Here is a 21933-nt window from a genome sequence, read left to right on the forward strand (position 1 = left end):
TAAGTGTTGGCGCGAACGGGCGCGGCGAGATCAGCAGGTCTTTGAGCGCCCACGGGCGAGAGGGAGCCAGTTTGCCATGAGCGATTCCCGGGGCGACGGCGGTCGGGCCGCGTTCGTCGAGTACGGCATCGAGGACAGACCGCCGCTGGCCGAGTCGATCCTGCTCGGCCTCCAGCACTACCTCACGATGGTGGGCGCGAACATCGCGGTCCCGCTGATCCTCGCGGGCGCGATGGGGATGCCCGCGGACGTCACCGCCCGCTTCGTCGGCACCTTCTTCGTCGTCAGCGGTGTGGCGACGCTCGCCCAGACCACGCTCGGCAACCGCTATCCGATCGTCCAGGGCGCGCCCTTCTCGATGCTCGCGCCCGCGCTCGCCATCATCGCGGTCGTCGGCTCGCTGCCGGGTCAGCCCGACTGGCAGACCGCGCTCGTCCACCTCCAGGGGGCGATCATCGCCGCCGCGCTCGTCCAGGTCGCCATCGGCTATCTCGGACTGATCGGCCGGCTTCGGCGGTTCCTCTCGCCGGTGGTGATCGCACCCACGATCGCGCTGATCGGCCTCGCGCTGTTCGACGCCCCCCAGATCACCGCCGCCGACCAGGACTGGTGGCTGCTGGGGCTCACCGTCGGGCTGATCGTGTTGTTCTCACAGTACCTCAACGCCCGCAGCCGCGCGTTTCAGCTCTTTCCGGTGATCCTCGGGATGGCGACCGTCTGGCTGCTCGCGGCGCTGCTCTCGATCTGGGGCGTCTACACGCCCGACTCGCCGGGTTACGTCGATCTGGCGAGCGTTGCCGACGCCCCCGCCCTGATGGCGATCTACCCCTTCCAGTGGGGGCTGCCCCGCTTCGAGTTCGCCCTCGCGGTCGGGATGGTCGCGGGCGTGCTCGCCTCCATCATCGAGAGCTTCGGCGACTACCAGGCGGTCGCGCGACTCACCGGCTCGGGCGCGCCGAGCGAACGCCGGATCAACCACGGCATCGGCATGGAGGGGCTGATGAACGTCTTTTCAGGGGTGATGGGCACCGGCGGCTCGACCTCCTACTCGGAGAACATCGGCGCGATCGGGCTGACGGGCGTCGCCTCGCGCTACGTCGTCCAGGTCGGCGCGCTCTGCATGCTCGCGGCCGGCTTCGTCGGCTACTTCGGCCAGCTCGTCGCCACCATCCCGGAGCCGATCATCGGCGGGCTGTTCGTCGCCATGTTCGGCCAGATCGTCGCCGTCGGGATCAGTACGCTGAGACACGTCGACCTGGATAGTCAGAGAAACGTCTTCGTCGTCGGCTTCGCGCTGTTCGTGGGGCTGGCGATCCCCCAGTACATGGCGAACGTCGGCAGCGCCCAGGCGTTCCGCGAACTCGCCGCGGGGGTCGCGCCCGTGCTCGGCTCGCCGCTCGTCGCCGACACCGTCTACGTCATCGGCGGAACCGGGATGGCCGTTGGCGGGCTCGTCGCACTGCTGCTCGACAACACGATCCCCGGCACCCGGGAGGAGCGCGGCCTCGAGGAGTGGGAGAAACGGACCGAGGACGACGCGGAGTTCGAGACCGCCTGGGAGCGACTGGGTGGAGGCGCCGACTGATCGGAGGCGCAGGCCGGTTCCCTCGCGTCGTGGTCGAAGCCGTAGCCGATCACCGATGCTCGCCATGGGGGAACGATCGTCCGTGACCGGGCTCAGGCGCCACAGATCGCGTGGAGGTCGTCAAGCGCGTCGATCTCCCAGGTGGGCCAGACGTTCAGATCCCAGTTGCGGCGGTGTGGTCGGCGGATGAACGCGGAGTCGATGCCGGCGTTCTCGGCGGCCCTGATGTCGGACTCGTTGTCGCCGACGAACAGCGCCGAGTCGGCGTCGAGATCGGACAGCGCGCGTTCGAGGTAGTGGGGGTTCGGCTTTCGGAGGTCGAGGCTCTCGATGGTCGCCTCGCGACCGTAAGCGGTGGCGAACGGATCGTAGACGTCGAAGTGATTCAGGAGGAAGTCGACCGTCTCCTGCTGGTTCGAGCTGACGATCCCCTTCGCGGCGTCGAGGTCCGCCAGCGTGTCCACGTCGTCGTACGGCGTCTTCCGGCCCGCGCGGGCCTCCTCCTGCTGGGCCAGCGACGAGGTACGGTCGCAGGCGCGCCAGAACGCCTCGGGATCGAGGTCGTACGCGTTACAGACGGCGTCGATTCGCTCGGGGGTCGCACCCACGGTCATGTCGTCGATGTGGTCGGCGTCCGGGTCGGTTACGTCGAACTGCGCGAACGTCTCCTGGGTCGCCTTCCGGAGGACGTCGAAGCTCGTTCGACCGACGAGGACACCGTCGTTATCGAAAACGACGGTATCGTAGCTCATACGATACATTGAGCCGTCGGCATGATAAGATTCCCGATCGCTCGCCGCCGAACGCCGCCGTGAGGAGATCGCACGCCGTGTGATACCGTTCCGGGGCCCGTCCGAACCCTCCCAGCCCGGTGACGGTTCGTCGATCCACCGATCGTTCGGTTCGAGTCACGCCGTCTCGTTCCCCGGACCGATCCGAGCGTCGTCGCGTCGTCTTCCGGCGGTCGGTACGTGATCGGCACGAAAGGGCCGTCGCCTCGCCCCGATGGGAACGACGCCGACGGCCGGCTCACCGGTACGTGCCCGCTCCTAGCGGGAGCTCCGCTGAACCGTATCGGTGCGTTCGGGCGCGGACGTGTACCGCGACGTGTCCAGGTGATGTCGGGGGGTCGCTCACTCCACCGACGTCAGGTAGACCGCGAGCGCGGCGAACGCGATGCCGGCGGCCTTCCGCGCCGTCAACGGCTCGTCGAGGACGGCGAAGCCGATCAGCGAGCTCGTGACGATGAACATCCCGAAGATCGGGACGACGACGCTGACGGGTCCGAGCGCGAGCGCCCGGTAGTACGCGAGGATCCCGACGGCCAGACAGATCCCCGCGGCGTACATGTAGGGAGCGTCCGGATGAGTGAGGTACTCGAGAACGGGCTCGTGCGAGACCACGACGACGGCCGCCGCGGCGACCACCAGCATGCTGTTCGAGATGATGACCGCGACGTCGCTCGGCACCTCGGCCGTCGCGAGGCTCATCAGCGGCGCGACGAACGTGTAGGCGAGCAACGCGAGAAGCGCCCACGGTAGGTAGTTCATGTCGATCGTTCCCGCCGCGAGCGCGTAGACGTTGCGATGACGGACCGTCATCGGGAGGCAAACCTTATCCTCCCGGCGCGGGCTTTCGTGGGTATGGATCCCGAACGCGAGCTGCTCGAGGTGCTGTGTCAGGACGCCCGAGCCGAGACGGCGGACCTCGCCCGCCAGACCGGTCTCTCGGAGGCGGAGGTCGAGGAGGCGATCGCCGACCTCGAATCCGAAGGGATCGTCCAGGGATACCAGGCGATCGTCGACTGGGACCGGACCGAGGAGGAACACGCCCGTGCGGCGGTCGAGCTCAACGTCACCCTCGACCGGGAGACGGGCTACCGCGAGGTCGCGGACCGCATTGCGAAGTTCCCCGAGGTCACGTCACTACAGCTGGTCAGCGGTAACTACGACTTCCTGATGACCGTCGAGGCCGATTCAGTACGAGAGATCTCCTATTTCGTCAGCGAGAAGGTCGCGCCCGTCCCCGAGGTGACCCAGACGGTGACTCACTTCGTGATGGACACCTACAAGGAGGGGGGGATCGAGCTGCGCGACGGTTCCGACGACGACCGGCTGTCGGTCTCGCCATGAGGCCGGCCGACCGCGTCGAGCGGGTTCCGCCCTCGGGAATCCGGAAGTTCTTCGAACTCGCCGAGGAGCGCGACGACGTCATCTCGCTGGGCGTCGGCGAGCCCGACTTCTCCGCACCGTGGGCCGCCCGCGACGCCGCGATCGCCTCCTTAGAACGGGGGAAGACCTCCTACACTGCGAACCGTGGTATGCGCGATCTCCGAACGAAGATCGCCGGCCACGTGGAGAAGCGCTACGGCTTCGACTACGATCCCGACGAGGAGATCCTGGTCACGACCGGCGTCAGCGAGGGGATCGACGTGGCGCTACGCGCGCTGGTAAACCCCGGAGATACCGTCGCGCTGGTCGATCCGGCCTACGTCTCCTATCAGCCGGGCGTGAACTTCGCCGGCGGCGAGCCCCTGATCGTTCCCACACGCGAGGAAGAGGAGTTCCGGCTGACGTACGAGGCCCTGGAAGAAGCCGGCGCGGCCGAGGCCGACCTGCTGATCCTCTGTTATCCGAACAACCCGACGGGCGCGATCATGAACGAGGAGGACCTCAAGCCCGTCGCGGAGTTCTGCCGGGAACACGACCTCCTCGTCCTCTCGGACGAGATCTACGCCGACCTGACCTACGATCAGGAACACGATTCGATCGCCACCTTCGAGGGGATGCGCGAGCGGACGATCGTCTTCAACGGCTTCTCGAAGGCGTACGCGATGACCGGTCTCCGGCTCGGTTACGCGCTCGGTCCCTCCGAGGGTATCGGCGCGATGAACCGCATCCACCAGTACTCGATGCTGTCGGCGCCGACCACCGCCCAACACGCTGCGATAGAGGCGCTGGAGTCGTGTGACGACGAGGTCGAGGAGATGAAGCGCGCGTTCAACCGACGCCGACGGTTCGTCCTTTCCCGCTTCGACGACATGGGAATGGACTGCTTCGAGGCCAAGGGCGCCTTCTACGTCTTCCCCGAGTGTCCGGGCGACGACGAGGCGTTCGCCGAGGGACTGCTCGAGTCGGAGGGCGTCGCCCTCGTCCCCGGCTCCGTCTTCGGCGAGGCGGGCGACGGCCACCTCCGGGTCTCGTACGCGACGGGGCTCTCCTCGCTGAAGGAGGCGATGGACCGGATCGAGTCGTACGTCGAATCCTCGTCGCGGTAGTCCTCGAGGAACGACGTTTCCTCGATATCAACCACCGAAGATGTGGATTGCGACCGCGTCACGACGACCGACGACAGGCACGACTACAGAGTCACCCCTCAAGCCGTTCGAGGAACGCCTCGGCGAACCGCGTGACGCCCTCCCAGTCGGTGTGCTCGTACTCCCGTGAGCCGTCGGTGGCGCCGCCAGCCCATCCGGCGATCCGCCTCATGACGAACCGCCTCAGCGGTCCGTACTGGCCGTAGGCGCGCCTGCCGGGTACGACGGCGCGCACCTCGGGCTGCCAGCCGACCTCCTCGAGGAAGCCCTCAAGGATCGCGCGTGCCCGTTCGCGTCGGTGTTCCTCGCCCGCCGCCGACAGGCTGACCGAGAAGAAGGCCGAGGGCATCGCGCCGAGCACCTCGTTGTTCTCGACGGCGAACTCGCGGACGTGGCGCTGGTGTCTGCCCAGGCGGACCGACGCGCCGACGACGACGCCGTCGTAGGCCGCAAGCGAGAACTCCGACGGGATCCTGCCGGCGTGAAGCAGCGTCACGTCGTGGCCGTGCTCGTGGATCACGCTTGCGACGTAGCTGGCGACCCGTTCGGTCCGTCCCTCTCCCGTGCCGTGGAGGACGAGCACGAACGCCATTCAGACGCCCCCGTCGCCCACGAAACCTGCGCGTCTCGACTCGTTCGAACTCGAACGCCGGAACGTCCTTTCCATCGTCAGCGCGTAGGCGGCCGACCGTCTTGATCTTGGTCCTACTCCCGGCGGCTCAGACGACGTTCCGTTCGGTCGTCACCTCGCTCCCGAACCGATCGCTCCGCAGGGGTTCGATATCGACCAGCGACGCCTCGCCGTCACAGACGAGTTCTGCGATCAGTTCCCCAGTGGCAGGTGCGTGCATGAACCCGTGGCCCGAGAAGCCGACGGCGTTGACGAAGCCGGGAACCGTCTCCTCGAGGATCGGGTGGTTGTCCGGCGTCACCGCGTAGAGCCCGGCCCACCCCCGACGGAGTCGCGTCTCGGGGCCGAAATACGTGGTCCACTCGCCGGCGCGTTCCGTGGCGTTCGCGGCCTGTTCGAGGTCCATTCCCTCCTGATAGCGATCGGGATCCGCGTCGGGATCCTCGCCCCAGTGCCCGCCGACCAGCGCGACCCCCTCGCGCTCCGGCCGGAAGTACGAGCCCGTGTCGAGGTCGATCGTGAACGGATCCGACTCCGGAACCGAGAGTTCGGGATCGACGACCGCCATCTGGCGGCGTCTCGGCGCGACCGGTAGCTCCATGCCGGCCATACGCGCGACCCGCTGCGCCCAGGACCCGGCGGCGTTGACGACGTAGTCGGCGTCGATCGTCTCGTCCCCGCCCTCGGCCTCGATTTCGACGCCCCTTACCCGATCGCCCTTGCGCCGGATCCCCGTCACGGCGGTGTTCGTCCGGACCTCGGCGCCGGCCTCCCGGGTCGCCGTCGCGTAGCCCTGGAGCGCGAGGCTCGGGTCGGCGAAGCCGTCCGTCGGCGAGTAGCTCGCGCCGACGAACCGGTCGGTCCGGAGGCCGTCACAGCGCTCGGCCGCCTCCGCCGGCGCGAGGAACTCGCTCGGAACGCCCCGGTCGTTCTGCATGGCGACGTCCTCTCGCAGTCGTTTTGCCGTTCGTTCCTCGCGAGCGAGGAGGAGATAGCCCACTCGCCTGTGGGCGATGTCGACGCCGAATCGCTCCTCGAAGGCGTCCCAGACCTCGAGACTCGCGAGCGAGAGGTCGACGTTGACGGGCGTCGAGAACTGCGCGCGGATGCCGCCCGCCGACCGACCGGTGCTCCCGCCGCCGAGCGACCCCTTCTCACAGACGGTGACGCGGACGTCGCGTTCGACAAGTGCGTACGCGCTCGCGAGTCCGATGATCCCGCCGCCGATCACGACCGCGTGCATGGTGGCACCACGGAACCGGTGTGGTTAACGATTTGCCACCGGGCGACCCTGGTAGAGTATGGTTCGAGTCCTCTCCGATACGGACGTCGACGCGCTGCTCGATCTCTCCGAACTGCTCCCGGTGATCGAGGGCGCCTTCGTCAAACAGGGCCGCGACGAGGTCGAACGTCCCGAACGCCCCCACTTTCCCGTCGGTACGGGGTTAGGGGACGATCCCGACGAGTCGTTCGGTACCGGGCTGACGATGCCCGCCTACGTTCACGGGGCCGAGCGCTACGCGACGAAGCTCGCGAGCGTCCACCCCGGGAACCCCGAGCGGGGACTGGCGACGGTGAACGCCCAGATCGCCGTCACCGACGCCCGAACGGGGCTCCCGGAGGCGTATCTGGACGGGACGCGCGTCACGGGCGCGCGAACGGGCTGTATCGGCGGGCTCGCCGCCCGCGACCTCGCGGACGACCCGCTCACGCTCGGCGTGATCGGTGCGGGCACACAGGCACGCTGGGGCGTCCGCGCGATCGCTGCCGGGAGCGATCTCGATGCCGTTCGGATCTACTCGCCGAGCGACTCCAAGCGCCGATGCGCGGCGGACCTCGCGGATCGGGGGATCGCCGCGGAGGCGGTCGATTCGCCGGAGGAGGCCGTCGCCGGTGCGGACGTCGTTCTGACGGCGACCACGAGCGAGGAACCCGTCTTCCCGGGGAGCGCGCTCGCGTCCGGCGCGCTGGTGGTCGCGGTCGGTGCCTACGCTCCGGAGATGCGCGAACTCGACGCCGAGACGATCGACCGGGCCGAGGCGGTTCTCGCGGACGTCCCCGAGGAGGCGATTCATACGGGCGACCTGCGCGAGAGCGGCCTCGACGCCGACGACCTCGTCCCCCTCTCGGCCGTCTTCGAGGGGGAGTTCGAGCGCGGCGACGGGATCGTCGTGCTCTGTAGCGTCGGCTCCGCCGTGCTGGACGCCGCGACCGCCGACCACCTCGTCGACCGTGCGGAGGAGGCCGACCGCGGAACCAGCGTCTCGCTCAGCTAACGTTTATGCGGTGATCGGTGTATGGTACGGGTGACCATGAAGAAGCTGATCAACGAACCGGAGGCGGTCGTCGACGAGATGCTCGAGGGGATGGTCGCGGCCCATCCCGACTACGTACGCCGGCTCGAGGGGACGAACGTGCTCGTTCGCGCCGACGCGCCGATGGAGGGAAAGGTGGGGATCGTCTCGGGCGGCGGCAGCGGCCACGAGCCGACCCACGCGGGCTACCTCGGCGAGGGGATGTTGGACGGCGCGGCGGCGGGTGAGGTGTTCACCTCGCCCACCGCCGACCAGCTCCAGGGAATGATCGACGCCTGCGAGGGCGGCGCGGGCGTCCTCTGTGTCGTGAAGAACTACGAGGGCGACGTGATGAACTTCGAGACCGCGATCGAGCTCGCGGAGATGGAGGGCGACGCGGAGATCGAGCACGTCGTCGTCGACGACGACGTCGCCGTCGAGGACTCCCTTTATACCTCGGGCCGCCGGGGCGTCTGCGGGACGATCCTCGTCCACAAGGTCGCCGGCGCGGCCGCCGCCCGCGGCGACGACCTCGCGGAGGTGAAACGCCTCGCCGAGAAGACCGTAGAGCGGGTCGGAACGATGGGGATGGCGCTGACCTCCTGTACCACGCCCGAGAAGGGCGAGCCGACGTTCGACCTCCCTGACGACGAGATCGAACTCGGCATCGGGATCCACGGCGAGCCCGGCGTCGAGCGGACGGAGGTCATGGACGCCGATAGCGTAGCGGAGCACCTGACCGAGCGAGTGCTCGAGGACCTGGAGCTCGCGGAGGGAAGCGAGCTCGTCACGATCGTCAACGGGATGGGTGCGACCCCGCAGATGGAGCTCTACGTCGTCAACCGCCGACTCCAGGAGCTGCTCGACGAGCGCGGGTTCGCGGTCCACGATGCCTGGGTGGGCGACTACATGACCTCGCTCGACATGGCCGGCTGCTCGATCACGGTGCTCGAACTCGATGACGAACTTCGAGAGCTGCTCGCGGCGCCCGCGGACACCCCCGCGCTGACGGTTCGAGAACGGGGTGAGAGGTAGCGTGGATCGGGAGACCCAGCGCGAGGCGCTCTCGGCGACGCTCGAGGCGGTCGCCGATCGGATCGAACGGGAGAAGGGCCACCTCACGGACCTGGACTCCGCGATCGGCGACGCCGATCACGGGGCGAACCTCCACAGAGGATTTCAGGCCGCCCTCGAACAGGTAGAGCGGGACGCCGATCCCGACGCGTTCGTCAAGGGCGTCGGGATGGCGCTGGTCTCGAAGGTCGGCGGCGCGTCGGGCCCACTCTACGGCGGGTCGCTCGCTCACGCAAGCAGCGAGTTCGCGGAGGGGATCACCGCCGAGTCCTCGGTCGCGTTCGCGGAGGCGTACCTCGAGAAGGTGAAGGACCGCGGCGGGGCGAGCGTGGGCGATAAGACGATGGTCGACGCGCTCACGCCGGCGGTCCACACGTACAAGCGCGCGATCGAAGTGGACGACCTCGATCCCCTGACGGCGCTCGCGCGGGCCGTCGATGCCGCCGAGCGCGGCGTGGCGTTCACGACGCCCATCCGCGCGAGCAAGGGCCGGGCGTCGTATCTGGGGTGGCGCTCCGTCGGACACCCCGACCCGGGGGCGACGAGCACGCTCTACCTTCTCGAGGAGATCCGCGACGTCGCAGTCGAGTACCTCGAGGGCGACCTCGACGCGAGCGCCCGCACCCCAGGGACCGACGAGGAGAGCGAGAGCGACGAACCCGAGGACGGCGTCGACGAGAGCGGGGCCGGCGAATGATCGGGCTCGTGGTCGTCTCGCACAGCGAACGCCTCGCCGAGGGGGTGTGCGAGGTCGCCGCGGAGATGGCGAGCGACGCACCGATCGTCCCCGCGGGCGGGACCGACGACGGCGAGGTCGGCACGAGCGTCGAGCGGGTGATGGAGGCGATCGAGACCGCGGACGACGGGGCGGGCGTCGTCGTGCTCGTCGACCTGGGCAGCGCGGTGATGAGCGCCGAGATGGCGATCGAGGAGAGCGCGAGCGAGGCGGTCATCGCGGACGCCCCGCTGGTCGAGGGGGCGGTCAACGCCGCCGTGAGTGCGACGGGTTCGAAGGCGACGATGGAGTCGGTGCGCGAGTCCGCCGAGGAGGCACGTGAACTGAGCAAGCTCTGAGAACGACCGGACGATCCACTCATACCCGTATTTGTTTCGATCGCAGGATTATAGAGCAACTCACCGGGAGATTTTTGTTTTTCGAGCGCAATAGTACCGACCGGGTGATGGCGATGGCACTGCCCACGAACCCTGCGAACACGTGGAGCCAGTCAGCGAGCCTTCCATCACGGCTGTTCGGCAGTTCGGACGACGTAGAGCTCTACGAGGAAGACGAGGCGTTCGTCCTCTCGATCGAGATGCCCGGCTTCGATCGGGAGGAGATCGACCTGACGTGGGACGACGGCCGATTGCGCGTCGCCGCCGAGCACGTCGACGAAGCGCGCGACCGAAAGCGAACCTACCACCGCACGTTCCGCCTACCCAAGCAGATCGAGGACGGGGAGATCGACGCGACCTACCGTAACGGCGTGCTCGAGGTGACGCTCCCGATCGCGAGGGGCGCGACCCAGCGCGGTCGCTCGATCGAGATCGAGGGCTGATCGGCGTCGAAGAACGCCGGCGACCGGGCATCCCTTTTTTATCGCGAACGCGACCGCGTAGCCCCCTCAGTCGAGTTCGCGTTCGAGGACGCTTCGCAGATCGGCGATCTCGCTCGCGTCGGAGGCGAGGCGATCGTCGCCGATCTCGATCGAGAGCGTGCCGTCAGCGGTCGATTCACCGATATCGAGTACGGGTGCGACGCCGTCGAACCGCTCCCGAACCGCATCGGGATCGGTCGTCTCGAGCACCGCCCGGCCGGTCCCCTCGGAGAAGAGGGTCGCGGGTGGCGCCTCGGGCATCGAGACGGCCGCGCCGGTCCCTTGAGAGATCATCTCGGCGAGCGTCACGGCGAGCCCGCCGTGGCTGACGTCGTGGACCGCGCGGGTGCTCTCGTGGTTCGCGGCGTCGGCGAGCGCCGAGACGAACGCGCCGGGGTCGTCCGGAACGGCCGGGAACCGATCGCTCCCCCCGAAGCGCGCGAGGTACTCCGAGCCGCCGAGACGGGGCTCGCTTTCGCCGTCGAGCGTTCGATCGCCGACGACGAGCACGCTTCCCTCGCCCGTGAACGCGGCGGGCGGCGCGGTGTATCCCTCTCGAACGCCGACCATCGCGAGCGTCGGCGTCGGTGGGATCGGTCCCGCGACCGAGTCGTTGTACAGCGAGACGTTGCCGCCGACCACGGGAACGTCGAGCGCGGCACACGTCTCCGCGAGTCCCTCGACGATCCCGCGAAAACCGCCGTAGACGTCGGGTTTCTCGGGGTTGCCGCCGTTGAGACAGTCGACCGACGCGAGCGGCGTCGCGCCCTTGGCCGCGAGGTTGGTCGCGTTCTCGAGGGCGATCGCCCGCGCGCCCTCGTAAGGGGCGACGTCGGTCCAGTTGGGGTCGGCGCCCGCCGAGATCGCGAGTCCCAGGTCGCCCCCGCTCTCGGCGCTCGCCTCGCGGATCGCGAGCACCGCGGCGTCGTCGCCCGGTCTCACCGCGGTTCTGGCGCCGACCTCGTGGTCGTACTGGCGGTAGACCCACTCCTTGCTCGCCGTATTCGGGCTTCCGACGATCTCCCGAAACGCCTCCTCGGGATCGACGTCGGGCAGGTCACGCTCCGGCGGTTCGGGCTCCTCGTACGCGAGGTCGTTCATCGGTGCGCCGTCGGCGAGGAGCGTCGGCGAGACGTCGACGACGCGCTCGCCCTCGAACCGACAGGTGTAGCTCCCCTCGGTGACCTCGCCGATGACCGAACAGCCGAGCTCGAACCGATCGGCGATCTCCGCGACGCGGTCGACGTTCTCCGGGCGGACCTCGTAGCACATGCGCTCCTGGGACTCGGCGAGCAGGATCTCGATCGCGTTCATGTTCGGCTCGCGCTGGTGGACGCGCTCGAGATCGATCTCGGCGCCCAGGCCGCCCTTCGCGACCAGTTCGCTCGAGGCGCCGCCGAGTCCCGCCGCGCCCAGGTCGCGGGCGGACTCGATCAGCCCCTCGTCGATCAACGCCTCGTTGGCCTCGATCAGCAGCTTCTCGGCGTAGGGGTCGCCCACCTGGACGGCGGGGCGGTCCTCGGTCTCGGCGTCCTCCGCGAGGTCCTCGCTCGCGAACGAGGCGCCGCCGAGGCCATCCCTTCCAGTGGCGTTGCCGACGAGCACCAGCGTGTTGCCCGGCTCTTGGGCCTCGGCGGTAACGAGCCGGTCCTCCGAGACGAGGCCGACGCAGGCGACGTTCACCAGCGGATTTCCCTCGTAGCCCGGGTGGAAGGCGAGGCTTCCCCCGACGGTGGGAACGCCGATCGCGTTGCCGTAGTCGGAGATCCCCTCGACGACTCCCTCGAGGAGGTACTTCGAGTGCTCGCGATCGAACCCGCCGAAGTAGAGCGAGTCGGTCAGTGCGATGGGGTAGGCGCCCATCGAGAGGGTGTCGCGCACGATCCCTCCGATCCCCGTTGCCGCGCCGTCGTAGGGATCGACGTAGGAGGGGTGGTTGTGGCTCTCGATGCCGAGCGTGACGTAGGTCTCGTCGTCGAGGGCGACGACCGCGGCGTCGTCACCCGGGCCGATCACGACCTGCTCGCCCTCGCTCTCGAACGCCCCCAGGAGCGGCCGTGAGGAACGATACGCGCAGTGTTCGCTCCAGAGGTTCTCGAAGAGGACAGCCTCCGCGGGCGTGGGCTCGCGGCCCAGCTCGCCCGTGACGATATCGCGATCCGAATCGGAGAGGCTCATTCAGATGCCTGTTGAAATGGGGACGTAATGGGACTTTCCATGTGCACGATCGTGCCGTCGTCCCCGGATGCCTTCGAACGATATTTCGTGAGTTCGTTCCGATATAGTGACTAAGACTCATTATAAGACTAAGGACTAAGCTTATAGCGATTCATATGTTCTAATCTATTCGTGAAAAATGAACGGTAGAGTCGAACACCGCGAGTACGGTAGCGAGGCGACGGACGACGGATCACGAGTACGTCCCGAGGAGGGGCTGCTGCTGACCACGCCGGCGGCGGTGGCGAGGGTCCGTGCGGAGGTCGTCTCGTTCGTCCGCCAGCGAGTCGAGGAGTCGGGCGCGACCGGCGTCGTCGTCCCGATGAGCGGGGGGATCGACTCGACGGTGACCGCGGCGGTCGCCGCGGAGGCGCTTCCCCGAAGTCGGGTCCTCGCGCTGGGGTTGCCCTGTCTGAAGACCGAGTCGGTCGGAACGATCGACGCCCGGACGATCGCCACCGGCCTGGGGATCAGGTACGAGGAAGTCCAGCTCAAGCCGCTGCTCGATCGGTTCGAGGAGGCGATCGAGTCGGAGCTCGGTGTCGTGGAGGACCGGACCACGACCGGGAACGCGATCGCACGGCTGCGGATGAGCTGTGCGTACTACGCGGCGAACGCCGAGTCGTCGCTCGTCCTCGGGACCGCCAACCGCTCGGAGCTGCTGCTCGGCTACTTCACCAAATACGGCGACGGCGGGGCGGACCTCTACCCGCTGGGCGACCTCTACAAGACGGAGGTCCGCGCGCTCGCGCCGCGGGTGGGTCTCCCCCAGCGAATCATCGCGAAGGAGCCCACTGCAGGGTTCTGGGCCGGACAGACCGACGCCGACGACCTGGGTGCGTCGTACGACCTGCTCGATCGGATCCTGGTCGGGCTCGTGGATCGGGGCCGGTCCCCGGAGGTCGTCGCGGACGATCTCGGCGTCGACCTCGAACTCGCCGAGGAGACGGCGAACCGCCACGCCGAATCGGCCCACAAGCGGACGGTTCCGCCGACGCCCGGCGTGGAGGATCGAACGCCACGAACCCCGCGATCGGAGTGACGCCGACGAGAGCCGACCCGTGAACACCATCGATCCCACGTAGTTCGGCCCCGGAACGACACGCCAGCGCGGGTCCACCGGTCCCGGGACGGTCGATCCGAGGCGCTTTTGCCCCCCCTCCGAGAACGGACGGGCGTGCTTTCGGTCGAGCTCCACACCCATTCGAACCTCTCGCACGACGGCCGCGACCCCGTCGAGCTCCTGCTCGAGCAGGCGAGCGCGGTCGGGCTCGACGCGCTCGCGATCACCGACCACGACGTGATCGACGCCTCGCTCCGCGCGGTCGAACTCGCCCCCGAGTACGGGCTCGTAGGGATCCCCGGCGTCGAGATCACGAGCGAGGCGGGCCACGTACTCGGCATCGGCATCGACGAGCGAGTTCCGCCGGGGCTCTCCTACGTGGAGACGCTCGCGGCGATCCGCGAACGGGGCGGAATCGCGGTCGTCCCCCACCCCTTCCAGTCCTCCCGCAGCGGCGTGGGCGCGAAGGTCTCCCGCGACGAGCTCGCCCGTGCCGACGCGATCGAGGTGTACAACTCGCGGCTGCTCACGGGCCGAGCGAACCGGAAGGCGAAGGCGTTTGCCCGCTCGCGGGGCCTGCCGATGACGGCGGGCAGCGACGCCCACATCGGCGAGATGGTCGGACAGGCCGTAACGAAGGTCGACACCCGCGGCGAACGAAGCGCCGAGGCGATCCTCGCGGGGATCCGGGAGGGCCGGACGAGCGTCGAGGGCGTGCGCACCCCCTGGCGGATCAGCTTCCGGCAGGCCGGCGGCGGCGTGAAACGCCGCGTTCGAAGCCGACTGGACGCCCTCTTCGGATGATTCAGGGAGCCGACGCCGCAGTCGTCGAACGGGCGATCGAGCACCGCGAACCGCTTCCCGGCACTCGAGGGTTCGCCGGCCGGCTTCACGACGGTCGGCTCGTCCGCGACGTCCTCGGGCGCTACCCGCTGTTCGTCGAGCGCGGTTCGTCGGAGTGGGCGTTCTCGCCGACCGAACTCGCCGATCCCGTCTCCTTCCCGGCTGGCCACCTCCGCGACGCGGACGGCACCCGACGGGAGTGGTCGCTCCCGGACCCGCCGGCGTTCGACGACGAGAGCCAGGCGACGGCGGCGGTGGTCGACGCCCTCGATGCGAGCCTCGCGGCCGTCGCCGACGACGGTCTCGCCGTTGCCTTCTCCGGCGGCGTCGATTCGTCGATCGTCGCGAGCGCCCTGGACGCACCGCTGTACGCCGTCGGCTTCGAGGGGAGCCACGACCTCGCGGCCGCCCGCGAGAGCGCCCGGATGATGGGCCGGGAGCTCCACGTCGTCGAGTGTACCCACGCTGACGTCGAGCGAGCGGTCCCCGCCGTGGCCCGCGCGACCGGGCGGACGAACGCGATGGACGTCGGGATCGGGCTCTCGTTGTACCTCGTCGCCGAACGCGCCGCCGGGGACGACTACGACCGCCTCGCCGTCGGCCAGGGCGCCGACGAGCTGTTCGGGGGCTACGAGAAGGTCGCCCGCCTCGATCACCGCGTCGAGGCCGACACCGTCCGCGGGGCGGTCCGCGAGTCGATCGGCTCGCTTCCCGACGGGCTCGAACGCGACGTGCTCGCGATCCGCGCAGCCGGCGTCGAGCCCGTCGCGCCGCTGCTCGACGACCGCGTCGTCCGCGAGGCGCTCCGCCTCGACGGCCCCATGCTCGCGACCGGCGAGGAGCGAAAGCGGATCCTCCGGCGGGCCGCCCGCGAGTTCGTCCCCGACGCCGTCGCGACCCGCGAGAAGAAGGCACTCCAGTACGGCAGCCTGATCGCCCGCGAGCTCGACCGTCTCGCCCGACGGGCGGGCTACAAACGCCGGATGGACGACCACGTCACGCGGTACGTCGAGTCGCTCCTCGAGTGAGCTAGCCGAGCAGGGAGATCGCCTCGCGGCCCAGTCGCCGCACGTCGGAGTCGAATCGATCCTCCTCGAGTTCCTCGGGGGTGACCCACTCCCAGGCCTCGGCGGCCCGTTCGCCGTCGCCCGGGTCGAGGTCCCGATCGTCCACGCGGCCGTAGTAGACGAAGTCGACGTGCTGGTGGGCGACGCGATCCTCGAGACGGTCGATGTCCTCGAGCAGGAGGTGTGCCGGCTCGGGGAGCGAGCGAACCGTCGGCGAGTGCACGTCGTCGTGGCTCTCGTAGAGCGCGACCTCGAGGCCGGTCTCCTCGCGAGCCTCCCGTCGGGCGGCCTCGTGGGGGAGCTCGTCGCGCTCTACGTGGCCGCCCGGTGGGAGCCAGAGTCCCAGCTTTCGGTGTTCGTGCAGCAGCGTCGCGCCGTCGTTGACGACGTAAACGGTGGCGACGAAGTGTCGCGTCGTCTCCATACACGGCCGACGACGGCCGCACGCTTCGACGTTGCGTTCGGACTCTCGAACGGATCGATCCCGGCACACATCGAGTGAAAGGTCAACCATTAAGTCGCCCATCGAGAAAGGGCGGTTGTGTTGAGTCCTCCGGAAGCCGTGTTGGTGTTCGCCGCCGTGGCGTTGCCGTTTCTCGCGACGGGGCTGGTCCCCCTCCTCTTTCGGTTCCTCGGCGAACGAACGGCCTACTTCGGCGCGGCCGTTGCACTCGCCTGTTTCGTCCTCCTCCTCTCGCTGCGCGGCTCCGAGGGAGCCGTCGGACTCGAGTGGATCCCCTCGCTCGGCGTCGGACTTCGCTTCTACGTCGACGGCTGGGCGCTGCTGTTCGGCCTGCTCGCGAGCGGGATCGGCGTCCTCGTCTTCGTCTACTCCGCGGCGTACATGCACGACGAACCCGGCCTGGCGCGCTACTACGGGGCGTTGCTCGCGTTCATGGGCTCCATTCTCGGCGTGGCGCTCGCCGCCGACCTCGTCGCAGTCTTCCTGTTCTGGGAGCTCACGAGCGTCTGTTCGTTCGTCCTCATCGGCTTCTACACCGACGAGGCCGACTCGCGCTACGCCGCGCGGATGGCGATGTTCGTCACCGTCGGCGGCGGCCTCTTCCTGCTCGTCGGGTTCGTCCTGCTGGCTAGCGTGACCGGAAGCGCGCTCGGAAGCGCAACGTTCGACCTCACGGCCATGCTCGCGAACCCCGAGGCGATGCGGACGGCGCTGCGCGACGCCGGGCTGTTCGTACCCGCGCTCGTGCTGGTCGCCGTCGGCGCGGCCACGAAGTCCGCGCAGGTGCCGCTTCACTTCTGGCTCCCGAACGCGATGGCGGCGCCGACGCCGGTCTCGGCGTTCCTCCACGCGGCGACGATGGTGAAGGTCGGCGTCTACTTCGTCGGCCGGCTCCGGCCGCTGCTGTCGAGTCCCGAGTGGACGCTGCTGTTCGCGACGCTCGGACTGCTCACGATGGCCGTCTGTGCGATCCTCGCGGTCGCCTCGACCGACATCAAGGAGCTGCTGGCGTACTCGACGGCGAGCCACCTCGGGCTGATGATCGCCGGCTTCGGCTTCGCGGAGGTCTACGGCGCCGAGGCCGGCGCGTTCCACCTCCTGAACCACGCGCTGTTCAAGGCGGCGCTCTTCCTCGTCGCGGGCATCGTCGCCCACGAGGCGGGCACGCGCCGGATCGCCGAACTCGGCGGACTCCGCGAGGACCTCCCCGTGACGGCGCTCGTCGCCGCGGTCGCCTCGCTGTCGATGGCCGGCGTTCCGCCGTTCAACGGCTTCTACTCGAAGGAGCTGCTGTTCGAGGCCGCCTACGAGACCGCCCACGCCGCCGGCGGGCTCTGGTGGCTCTACCCCGCCATCGCGGTGTTCGCCAGCGCGTTCACCTTCCTCTACTCGATTCGCTTTCTCATGCTCTTTTTCGGCGACCGACCCGACGCGTTGGGCGAGGTCCACCGCCCGCCGGTCGCCCTGCTCGCGCCGCCGGCCCTGCTCGCGCTCGTCGCGGGGGTCGTCGGCCTCGCACCCAACCTGACGATCGAAGCGATCGTCCAGCCGGCGGTCGACGCGACGGCGCTCGAGGCCCACGAGACGCACGTCGGGGTCCCGACCTCGCTGACGCCGGCGGCCGCGATGACCGTCGTCGCGCTCGGCGGCGGCGCGGCCGCCTACCCGTTCTACGACCGGCTCCACCGCGGCGTCCTGACGGGGCTGGCCGCGCTGGCGCCGATCCGCGCGAACTGGTGGTACGACCGAACCGTCGAGGGGCTCGAACGGTCGAGCGGTCGACTCATGTCCCGCGTCCACAACGGGATCCTCCGGACCTACGCGACGTGGATGCTCGGCGCCGTCAGCGTCTTCGTGCTCGCCGGTTACGCCGCCGCGAGCGTCTCGATCCCACCGATGGAGGTGGTCGTCTCGCTCCCGATCGTGCTCGTGTTGCTCGTCGCGATCGTCGCCGCCCTCGCCGTCGTCGTCGCCCCCTCGCACGTCGCGGGCGTGCTCACGATCTCGCTTCTGGGGTTCATGATCGCGATCTTCTACATTCTCGCCAGCGCCCCCGACCTCGCGTTGACCCAACTCGTGGTCGAGACGCTCGCGCTGCTCATCTTCCTGCTCATCCTCGAGGAGATCCCGGAGTTCTACGGCGACCTCGACCTATCGAACGCCGTCCGCGACGGCGCGCTCTCGTTGGCCGTCGGGGTGACCGTCTTCGTCACCGTCGTCCTCTCGACGCGGGAGACGCCCGAGGCCGAACCGTCGCTCGCGCGGTACTTCACCGAGCAGGCGGTCCCGGAGGGCGGCGGCACGAACGTCGTCAACGTGATCCTCGTCGACTTCCGCGGCTTCGATACGCTCGGGGAGATCGCCGTCGTCGCGATCACCGCGCTGTCGGTGATCGCGCTGGTGACGATGCGAAATCGGGGTGGGACCCAGTGACGACCGTCGTCATGCGGACGACGACCCGGCTCGTCGTCCCGCTCATCCTCGTCGTCGCGGTCTCGCTGTTCGTCGAGGGCCACAACCTCCCCGGCGGCGGGTTCATCGGCGGCGTGCTCACGGTGACCGCGTTCGCGCTCATCTACATCGGCTACGGGCTCGACTTCCTCGAGGAGGGCGTGCTCGATCGCGAGGTCGAACAGAACCAGTTCGAGGAGCGAACCGTCTTCGCCTACCAGCGGCTGTTCCTCCTCGGGCTGGTGATCGCCGTCGGCAGCGGCCTCGCACCGCTCGTCTTCGGCCGTCAGTTCCTGACCCAGACGTTCACGATCGTCGAACACGTACCGATCTATCACGAGATCGAGCTCGCGAGCGCGGTCGTCTTCGACTTCGGCATCTACTGCGTGGTCGTCGGCGGCCTCCTCACAGTCCTCTCGGTGGTGGGTGCGGAATGAGCGGCTACGCGCTCGCGACCGTCATCGGGGTGTTGTTCGCGCTCGGAACGTTCCTGATCCTCCGGCGCGACCTGCTGCGGGTCGTGTGGGGGATCACCCTCTACAGCCAGGCGGCGAACGTCTACCTCATGACGATGGGCGGCATCACGGCGCCGGGCTCCGAGGTCGTTCCCGTGCTCGCCCACCACGGCGGCGAGGTCCCCGAGACGACCGACCCGCTGGTCCAGGCGCTCGTGCTGACCGCGATCGTCATCAGCTTCGGTATGACGGCGTTCGCGCTCGTGTTGAGCTTCCGCGTCTACGAGGAGAACGCGACGATCGACGTTTCCGATCTGGGGGGTGAGCGATGAGCGAACAGCTCGTCGTCGCGCCGATGCTCGTCGTGCTGGTGACGGCCGTCCTCACGCTTGGCCTTCGCGAATGGCCGAACGCCCAGATCGCCGCGAGCGTGGCGGGCGTCCTCGGCTACGCGGCGAGCGTCGGGGTGCTGGCGTGGCGGTTCGTCCTCGCACCCGGGGCGCCCGGCGCCATGGCCTACCAGGTGGCGGGCTGGCCTGCCCCGTTCGGCATCACGCTCGTCGCCGACGGCCTCTCGGCGTTCATGCTCTCGATGATCGCCGTCGTCAGCGTCGCCTCGCTCGTCTTCTCGACGCGCTACGTCGGCCCCGCCGACCAGCGGGCGTTCTACTACCCCTTCTTCTTCTTCCTGCTGCTCGGCGTTACGGGGGCCTTTCTCACGGGCGACCTGTTCAACCTCTTCGTCTGGTTCGAGGTGCTGTTGATGTCGAGCTACGTGTTCGTCGCCTTCGTCGGCGAGGCGAGACACACCCGGGCGGCGCTCCGGTACGTCGTGATGAACTTCATCGCGAGCTCCGTGATGCTGGTCGCGATCGGCGGTCTCTACGCGACGACCGGGACGCTCAACATGGCGGACATGTCGCGCCGGCTCGCAAATCCGGAGGCCTTCGGCGTCCACGTCGAGCCGGTCGTCGGGCTCTCCGTACTGCTGCTGGTGGTGTTCGCGCTGAAGGCCGGACTGGTCCCGTTCCAGTTCTGGGTGCCCTCGGCCTACCAGGCCGCGCCGTTCCCCGTGACCGCGATGCTCGCGGGGGCGACGAAGAAGGTCGGCATCTACGCGATCATCCGGCTCTACTTCACCGTCCTGGCGTCGGCGGAGCTCTCGATCTCCCTGCCCCTGCCGGGCGTCGCCGGGAACTCGCCGCTCGCGTTCCTCGGGCCGTTGCTCCTGCTGATGGGTGCCGCCAGCATCCTGCTGGGGGGCTACGGGGCGCTCTCGGCCGACACGATCGAGGGCGTGCTCGCCTACTCCAGCATCGGCCAGGCCGGCTTCATCGCGATCCCCGTGGCGATCGCCGCCGTCGCCCCGACGCCGGCGCTTCAGCAGTTGGCGATCCTCGCGGCGCTCGTCTACGCGCTCAACCACGCGCTCTCGAAGGGGCTGTTGTTCCTCGCAGCCGCCGCCGTGCGCCACGCGACGGGGACGAGCCGGCTCGCCGACCTCGGCGGGCTGGCGGGACGCACGCCGGTGCTCTCCGGTGCCGTCTTCGTGGGGCTGCTCTCGCTCGTCGGGATCCCCCCGCTCTCGGGCTTCTTCGGAAAGCTGCTCGTGTTCAGGACCGTCGCGGGGACCGACGCGTTCGCGCTCGTCGCGGTGCTCGCGGGATCGATTCTGACGATCGCCTACACGACGCGGGCGTGGTCGCAGGGGATCTGGGGGTCGGCGTCGCCGGCGGTGGAGCACGCGACGACCGATGCCGTACAGGTGGCCGTGCTCGTCGGACTGGCGGCGCTCATCGTCGCCGTGGGCGTCGGGTTCGAGCCGGTCTACCAGTTCGCCGACGCGGCCGCGACGGCCGCGGTCGATCGCGGGGCGTACGTCGACGCCGTGGACCCGGTCGGAGGTGGGATCGAGTGACGCCCGTCCGAACGTGGCCCGTCGCGGGGCTCGCCTTCGGGGTCCTGTGGACGTTCGTCCGCGGTCCCGATCCGACCGTGGACGCCCTCGTCGGCCAACTCCTCTTCGGGTCGGTCGTCGGGCTCCCATTGGCGTTCGTCTTCCGTCGGCTCTACTCCGAGCGGATCGACCTCGAACACGTGGTACGCTCGATCCCCGCCGCCCTCCTCTACGTGGCGACGTTCACCCGCGAGATCGTGGTCGCGAACGTCGACGTCGCCTATCGCGTGCTCGTGCCGGGTGTGACCATCGAACCGGAGGTGATCCTGATCCCGCTTCGGGTGCGGACGCCGTTCGGCATCACGACCATCGCCAACAGCATCACGCTCACCCCGGGGACGGTCACGCTCGACTACGAGGAGGAGGAGAACGCGCTGTTCGTCCACGTGATCGACGGTCGGGACCCCGGAGCGGTCGTCGAGCCGATCCGAACGTGGGAGGACTACGCGCTCGTCGTCTTCGACGAGGAGCTCGGACCCGACGATCCCGCGGAGCCGATCTCGATCGACGCGGGCGGCAAGCGCGATCGGGAGTACCTGCGCCGGATCGACGCCGACCGGCTCGAGGGGACCGACGCGGCCGGAGACGGCGTCGAGGACGCCGACGGAGGTGGGAGAGATGAGTGAGGCGGCGGATCCGGCGTTCCTCGAGACGGCGGTCTACGCGGCGCTGGTCCTCGTCAGCGCGCTCTGTGTGCTGTGTGGCTACCGGACGATCCGCGGTCCGACGGTGCCGGACCGGGTGGTCGCCATCGACACCATCGCCACCAACGTCGTCGCCATCGCCGTGCTGTTCGCCCTCCAGACGGGACGGGGGCTGTTCGTCACCGTAGGTCTCGTGCTCGCGATCATCGGGTTCATCACCACGGTGACGGTTGCGAAGTTCATCATCGAGGGGGACATCATCGAATGAGCGAAACGGA

At 68.9% G+C, this 21933-nt stretch carries 23 protein-coding genes; 17 read left to right on the top strand and 6 right to left on the bottom strand.

Annotated elements, in window-relative coordinates:
• Window positions 1-76 precede the first annotated feature (76 nt).
• Window positions 77-1585: a uracil-xanthine permease family protein gene (locus tag V0Z78_RS09750; RefSeq protein WP_336344435.1), complete on the top strand. Its 1509-nt coding sequence runs from the start codon at window positions 77-79 to the stop codon at window positions 1583-1585.
• A gap of 92 nt (window positions 1586-1677) precedes the next feature.
• Here V0Z78_RS09750 and V0Z78_RS09755 read toward each other — a convergent pair whose 3' ends face one another.
• Together V0Z78_RS09755 and V0Z78_RS09760 are read right to left on the bottom strand one after the other, a co-directional pair.
• Complete coding sequence (locus tag V0Z78_RS09755) at window positions 1678-2337, bottom strand: HAD family hydrolase (RefSeq protein WP_336344436.1); 660 nt, start codon at window positions 2335-2337, stop codon at window positions 1678-1680.
• Between the two features lie 381 nt (window positions 2338-2718).
• Window positions 2719-3135, bottom strand: a complete 417-nt coding sequence (locus V0Z78_RS09760) for an EamA family transporter (RefSeq protein WP_409338734.1) — start codon at window positions 3133-3135, stop codon at window positions 2719-2721.
• Window positions 3136-3228: 93 nt separating this feature from the next.
• Here V0Z78_RS09760 and V0Z78_RS09765 point away from each other — a divergent pair, with 93 nt between their 5' ends.
• Together V0Z78_RS09765 and V0Z78_RS09770 are read left to right on the top strand one after the other, a co-directional pair.
• A complete protein-coding gene (locus tag V0Z78_RS09765; protein WP_336344438.1) occupies window positions 3229-3717 on the top strand; it encodes an Lrp/AsnC family transcriptional regulator in 489 nt (162 codons plus the stop codon).
• Window positions 3714-4862: a pyridoxal phosphate-dependent aminotransferase gene (locus V0Z78_RS09770; protein WP_336344439.1), complete on the top strand. Its 1149-nt coding sequence runs from the start codon at window positions 3714-3716 to the stop codon at window positions 4860-4862. Before V0Z78_RS09765 ends, V0Z78_RS09770 begins: the two co-directional genes overlap by 4 nt.
• Window positions 4863-4953: 91 nt before the next feature.
• On the opposite strand, the gene V0Z78_RS09775 is transcribed toward V0Z78_RS09770, so the two are convergent.
• Complete coding sequence (locus V0Z78_RS09775; protein WP_336344440.1) at window positions 4954-5493, bottom strand: flavodoxin domain-containing protein; 540 nt, start codon at window positions 5491-5493, stop codon at window positions 4954-4956.
• Window positions 5494-5620: 127 nt separating this feature from the next.
• Window positions 5621-6775, bottom strand: a complete 1155-nt coding sequence (locus V0Z78_RS09780) for an NAD(P)/FAD-dependent oxidoreductase (RefSeq protein WP_336344441.1) — start codon at window positions 6773-6775, stop codon at window positions 5621-5623.
• 58 nt (window positions 6776-6833) lie between these two features.
• Between V0Z78_RS09780 and V0Z78_RS09785 the strand changes: the two genes are divergently transcribed.
• The 5 genes from V0Z78_RS09785 (at window position 6834) to V0Z78_RS09805 (ending at window position 10456) form a co-directional block, all read left to right on the top strand.
• The gene (locus V0Z78_RS09785; protein ID WP_336344442.1) at window positions 6834-7808 is read left to right on the top strand and encodes an ornithine cyclodeaminase family protein; all 975 of its coding nucleotides are present in this window, start codon (window positions 6834-6836) and stop codon (window positions 7806-7808) included.
• Window positions 7809-7844: 36 nt separating this feature from the next.
• Window positions 7845-8861 carry a dihydroxyacetone kinase subunit DhaK gene (dhaK, locus tag V0Z78_RS09790; RefSeq protein WP_336344443.1) on the top strand — a complete coding sequence of 339 codons (1017 nt, stop codon included), beginning with the start codon at window positions 7845-7847 and terminating at the stop codon, window positions 8859-8861.
• 1 nt (window position 8862) lies between these two features.
• Complete coding sequence (gene dhaL, locus V0Z78_RS09795; RefSeq protein WP_336344444.1) at window positions 8863-9597, top strand: dihydroxyacetone kinase subunit DhaL; 735 nt, start codon at window positions 8863-8865, stop codon at window positions 9595-9597.
• Window positions 9594-9974, top strand: a complete 381-nt coding sequence (gene dhaM / locus V0Z78_RS09800) for a dihydroxyacetone kinase phosphoryl donor subunit DhaM (protein WP_336344445.1) — start codon at window positions 9594-9596, stop codon at window positions 9972-9974. Before dhaL ends, dhaM begins: the two co-directional genes overlap by 4 nt.
• Before the next feature lie 113 nt (window positions 9975-10087).
• Window positions 10088-10456, top strand: a complete 369-nt coding sequence (locus V0Z78_RS09805; protein ID WP_409338735.1) for an Hsp20/alpha crystallin family protein — start codon at window positions 10088-10090, stop codon at window positions 10454-10456.
• 66 nt (window positions 10457-10522) lie between these two features.
• On the opposite strand, the gene purL is transcribed toward V0Z78_RS09805, so the two are convergent.
• Window positions 10523-12673, bottom strand: coding sequence for a phosphoribosylformylglycinamidine synthase subunit PurL (purL, locus tag V0Z78_RS09810; protein WP_336344447.1), 2151 nt, complete (start codon window positions 12671-12673; stop codon window positions 10523-10525).
• A gap of 178 nt (window positions 12674-12851) precedes the next feature.
• On the opposite strand from purL, the gene V0Z78_RS09815 reads away from it, so the two are divergent.
• The 3 genes from V0Z78_RS09815 (at window position 12852) to V0Z78_RS09825 (ending at window position 15646) form a co-directional block, all read left to right on the top strand.
• Window positions 12852-13754, top strand: coding sequence for an NAD+ synthase (locus tag V0Z78_RS09815; protein WP_336344448.1), 903 nt, complete (start codon window positions 12852-12854; stop codon window positions 13752-13754).
• A gap of 135 nt (window positions 13755-13889) precedes the next feature.
• The gene (locus V0Z78_RS09820) at window positions 13890-14579 is read left to right on the top strand and encodes a PHP domain-containing protein (RefSeq protein WP_336344449.1); all 690 of its coding nucleotides are present in this window, start codon (window positions 13890-13892) and stop codon (window positions 14577-14579) included.
• Window positions 14576-15646 (top strand): asparagine synthase C-terminal domain-containing protein, encoded by a 1071-nt coding sequence (locus V0Z78_RS09825; protein ID WP_336344450.1) that lies wholly within the window; start codon window positions 14576-14578, stop codon window positions 15644-15646. The genes V0Z78_RS09820 and V0Z78_RS09825 overlap by 4 nt, the downstream gene beginning before the upstream one ends.
• Before the next feature lies 1 nt (window position 15647).
• Here the strand turns inward: V0Z78_RS09825 and V0Z78_RS09830 are convergent, their stop codons facing one another.
• On the bottom strand, window positions 15648-16109 hold the full coding sequence (locus V0Z78_RS09830; RefSeq protein WP_336344451.1) for an NUDIX domain-containing protein: 462 nt from the start codon (window positions 16107-16109) through the stop codon (window positions 15648-15650).
• A 120-nt stretch (window positions 16110-16229) separates the two neighbouring features.
• Between V0Z78_RS09830 and mbhE the strand changes: the two genes are divergently transcribed.
• Genes mbhE through V0Z78_RS09860 form a run of 6 tightly spaced genes read left to right on the top strand, consistent with a single transcriptional unit; the run spans window position 16230 to window position 21923 of the window.
• A complete protein-coding gene (gene mbhE, locus V0Z78_RS09835) occupies window positions 16230-18581 on the top strand; it encodes a hydrogen gas-evolving membrane-bound hydrogenase subunit E (protein WP_409338690.1) in 2352 nt (783 codons plus the stop codon).
• The gene (locus V0Z78_RS09840; RefSeq protein WP_336344453.1) at window positions 18578-19036 is read left to right on the top strand and encodes an MnhB domain-containing protein; all 459 of its coding nucleotides are present in this window, start codon (window positions 18578-18580) and stop codon (window positions 19034-19036) included. The genes mbhE and V0Z78_RS09840 overlap by 4 nt, the downstream gene beginning before the upstream one ends.
• Window positions 19033-19386 carry a sodium:proton antiporter gene (locus V0Z78_RS09845; RefSeq protein ID WP_336344454.1) on the top strand — a complete coding sequence of 118 codons (354 nt, stop codon included), beginning with the start codon at window positions 19033-19035 and terminating at the stop codon, window positions 19384-19386. Before V0Z78_RS09840 ends, V0Z78_RS09845 begins: the two co-directional genes overlap by 4 nt.
• Entirely contained in the window at window positions 19383-20972 is a 1590-nt protein-coding gene (locus V0Z78_RS09850) for a complex I subunit 5 family protein (protein WP_336344455.1), read from the top strand. The genes V0Z78_RS09845 and V0Z78_RS09850 overlap by 4 nt, the downstream gene beginning before the upstream one ends.
• A complete protein-coding gene (locus V0Z78_RS09855; RefSeq protein WP_336344456.1) occupies window positions 20969-21637 on the top strand; it encodes a Na+/H+ antiporter subunit E in 669 nt (222 codons plus the stop codon). The genes V0Z78_RS09850 and V0Z78_RS09855 overlap by 4 nt, the downstream gene beginning before the upstream one ends.
• Entirely contained in the window at window positions 21630-21923 is a 294-nt protein-coding gene (locus tag V0Z78_RS09860) for a monovalent cation/H+ antiporter complex subunit F (RefSeq protein ID WP_336344457.1), read from the top strand. Before V0Z78_RS09855 ends, V0Z78_RS09860 begins: the two co-directional genes overlap by 8 nt.
• Window positions 21924-21933 lie beyond the last annotated feature (10 nt).

The sequence above is a fragment of the Halalkalicoccus sp. CG83 genome, from assembly GCF_037081715.1.
GTDB lineage: Archaea > Halobacteriota > Halobacteria > Halobacteriales > Halalkalicoccaceae > Halalkalicoccus > Halalkalicoccus ordinarius.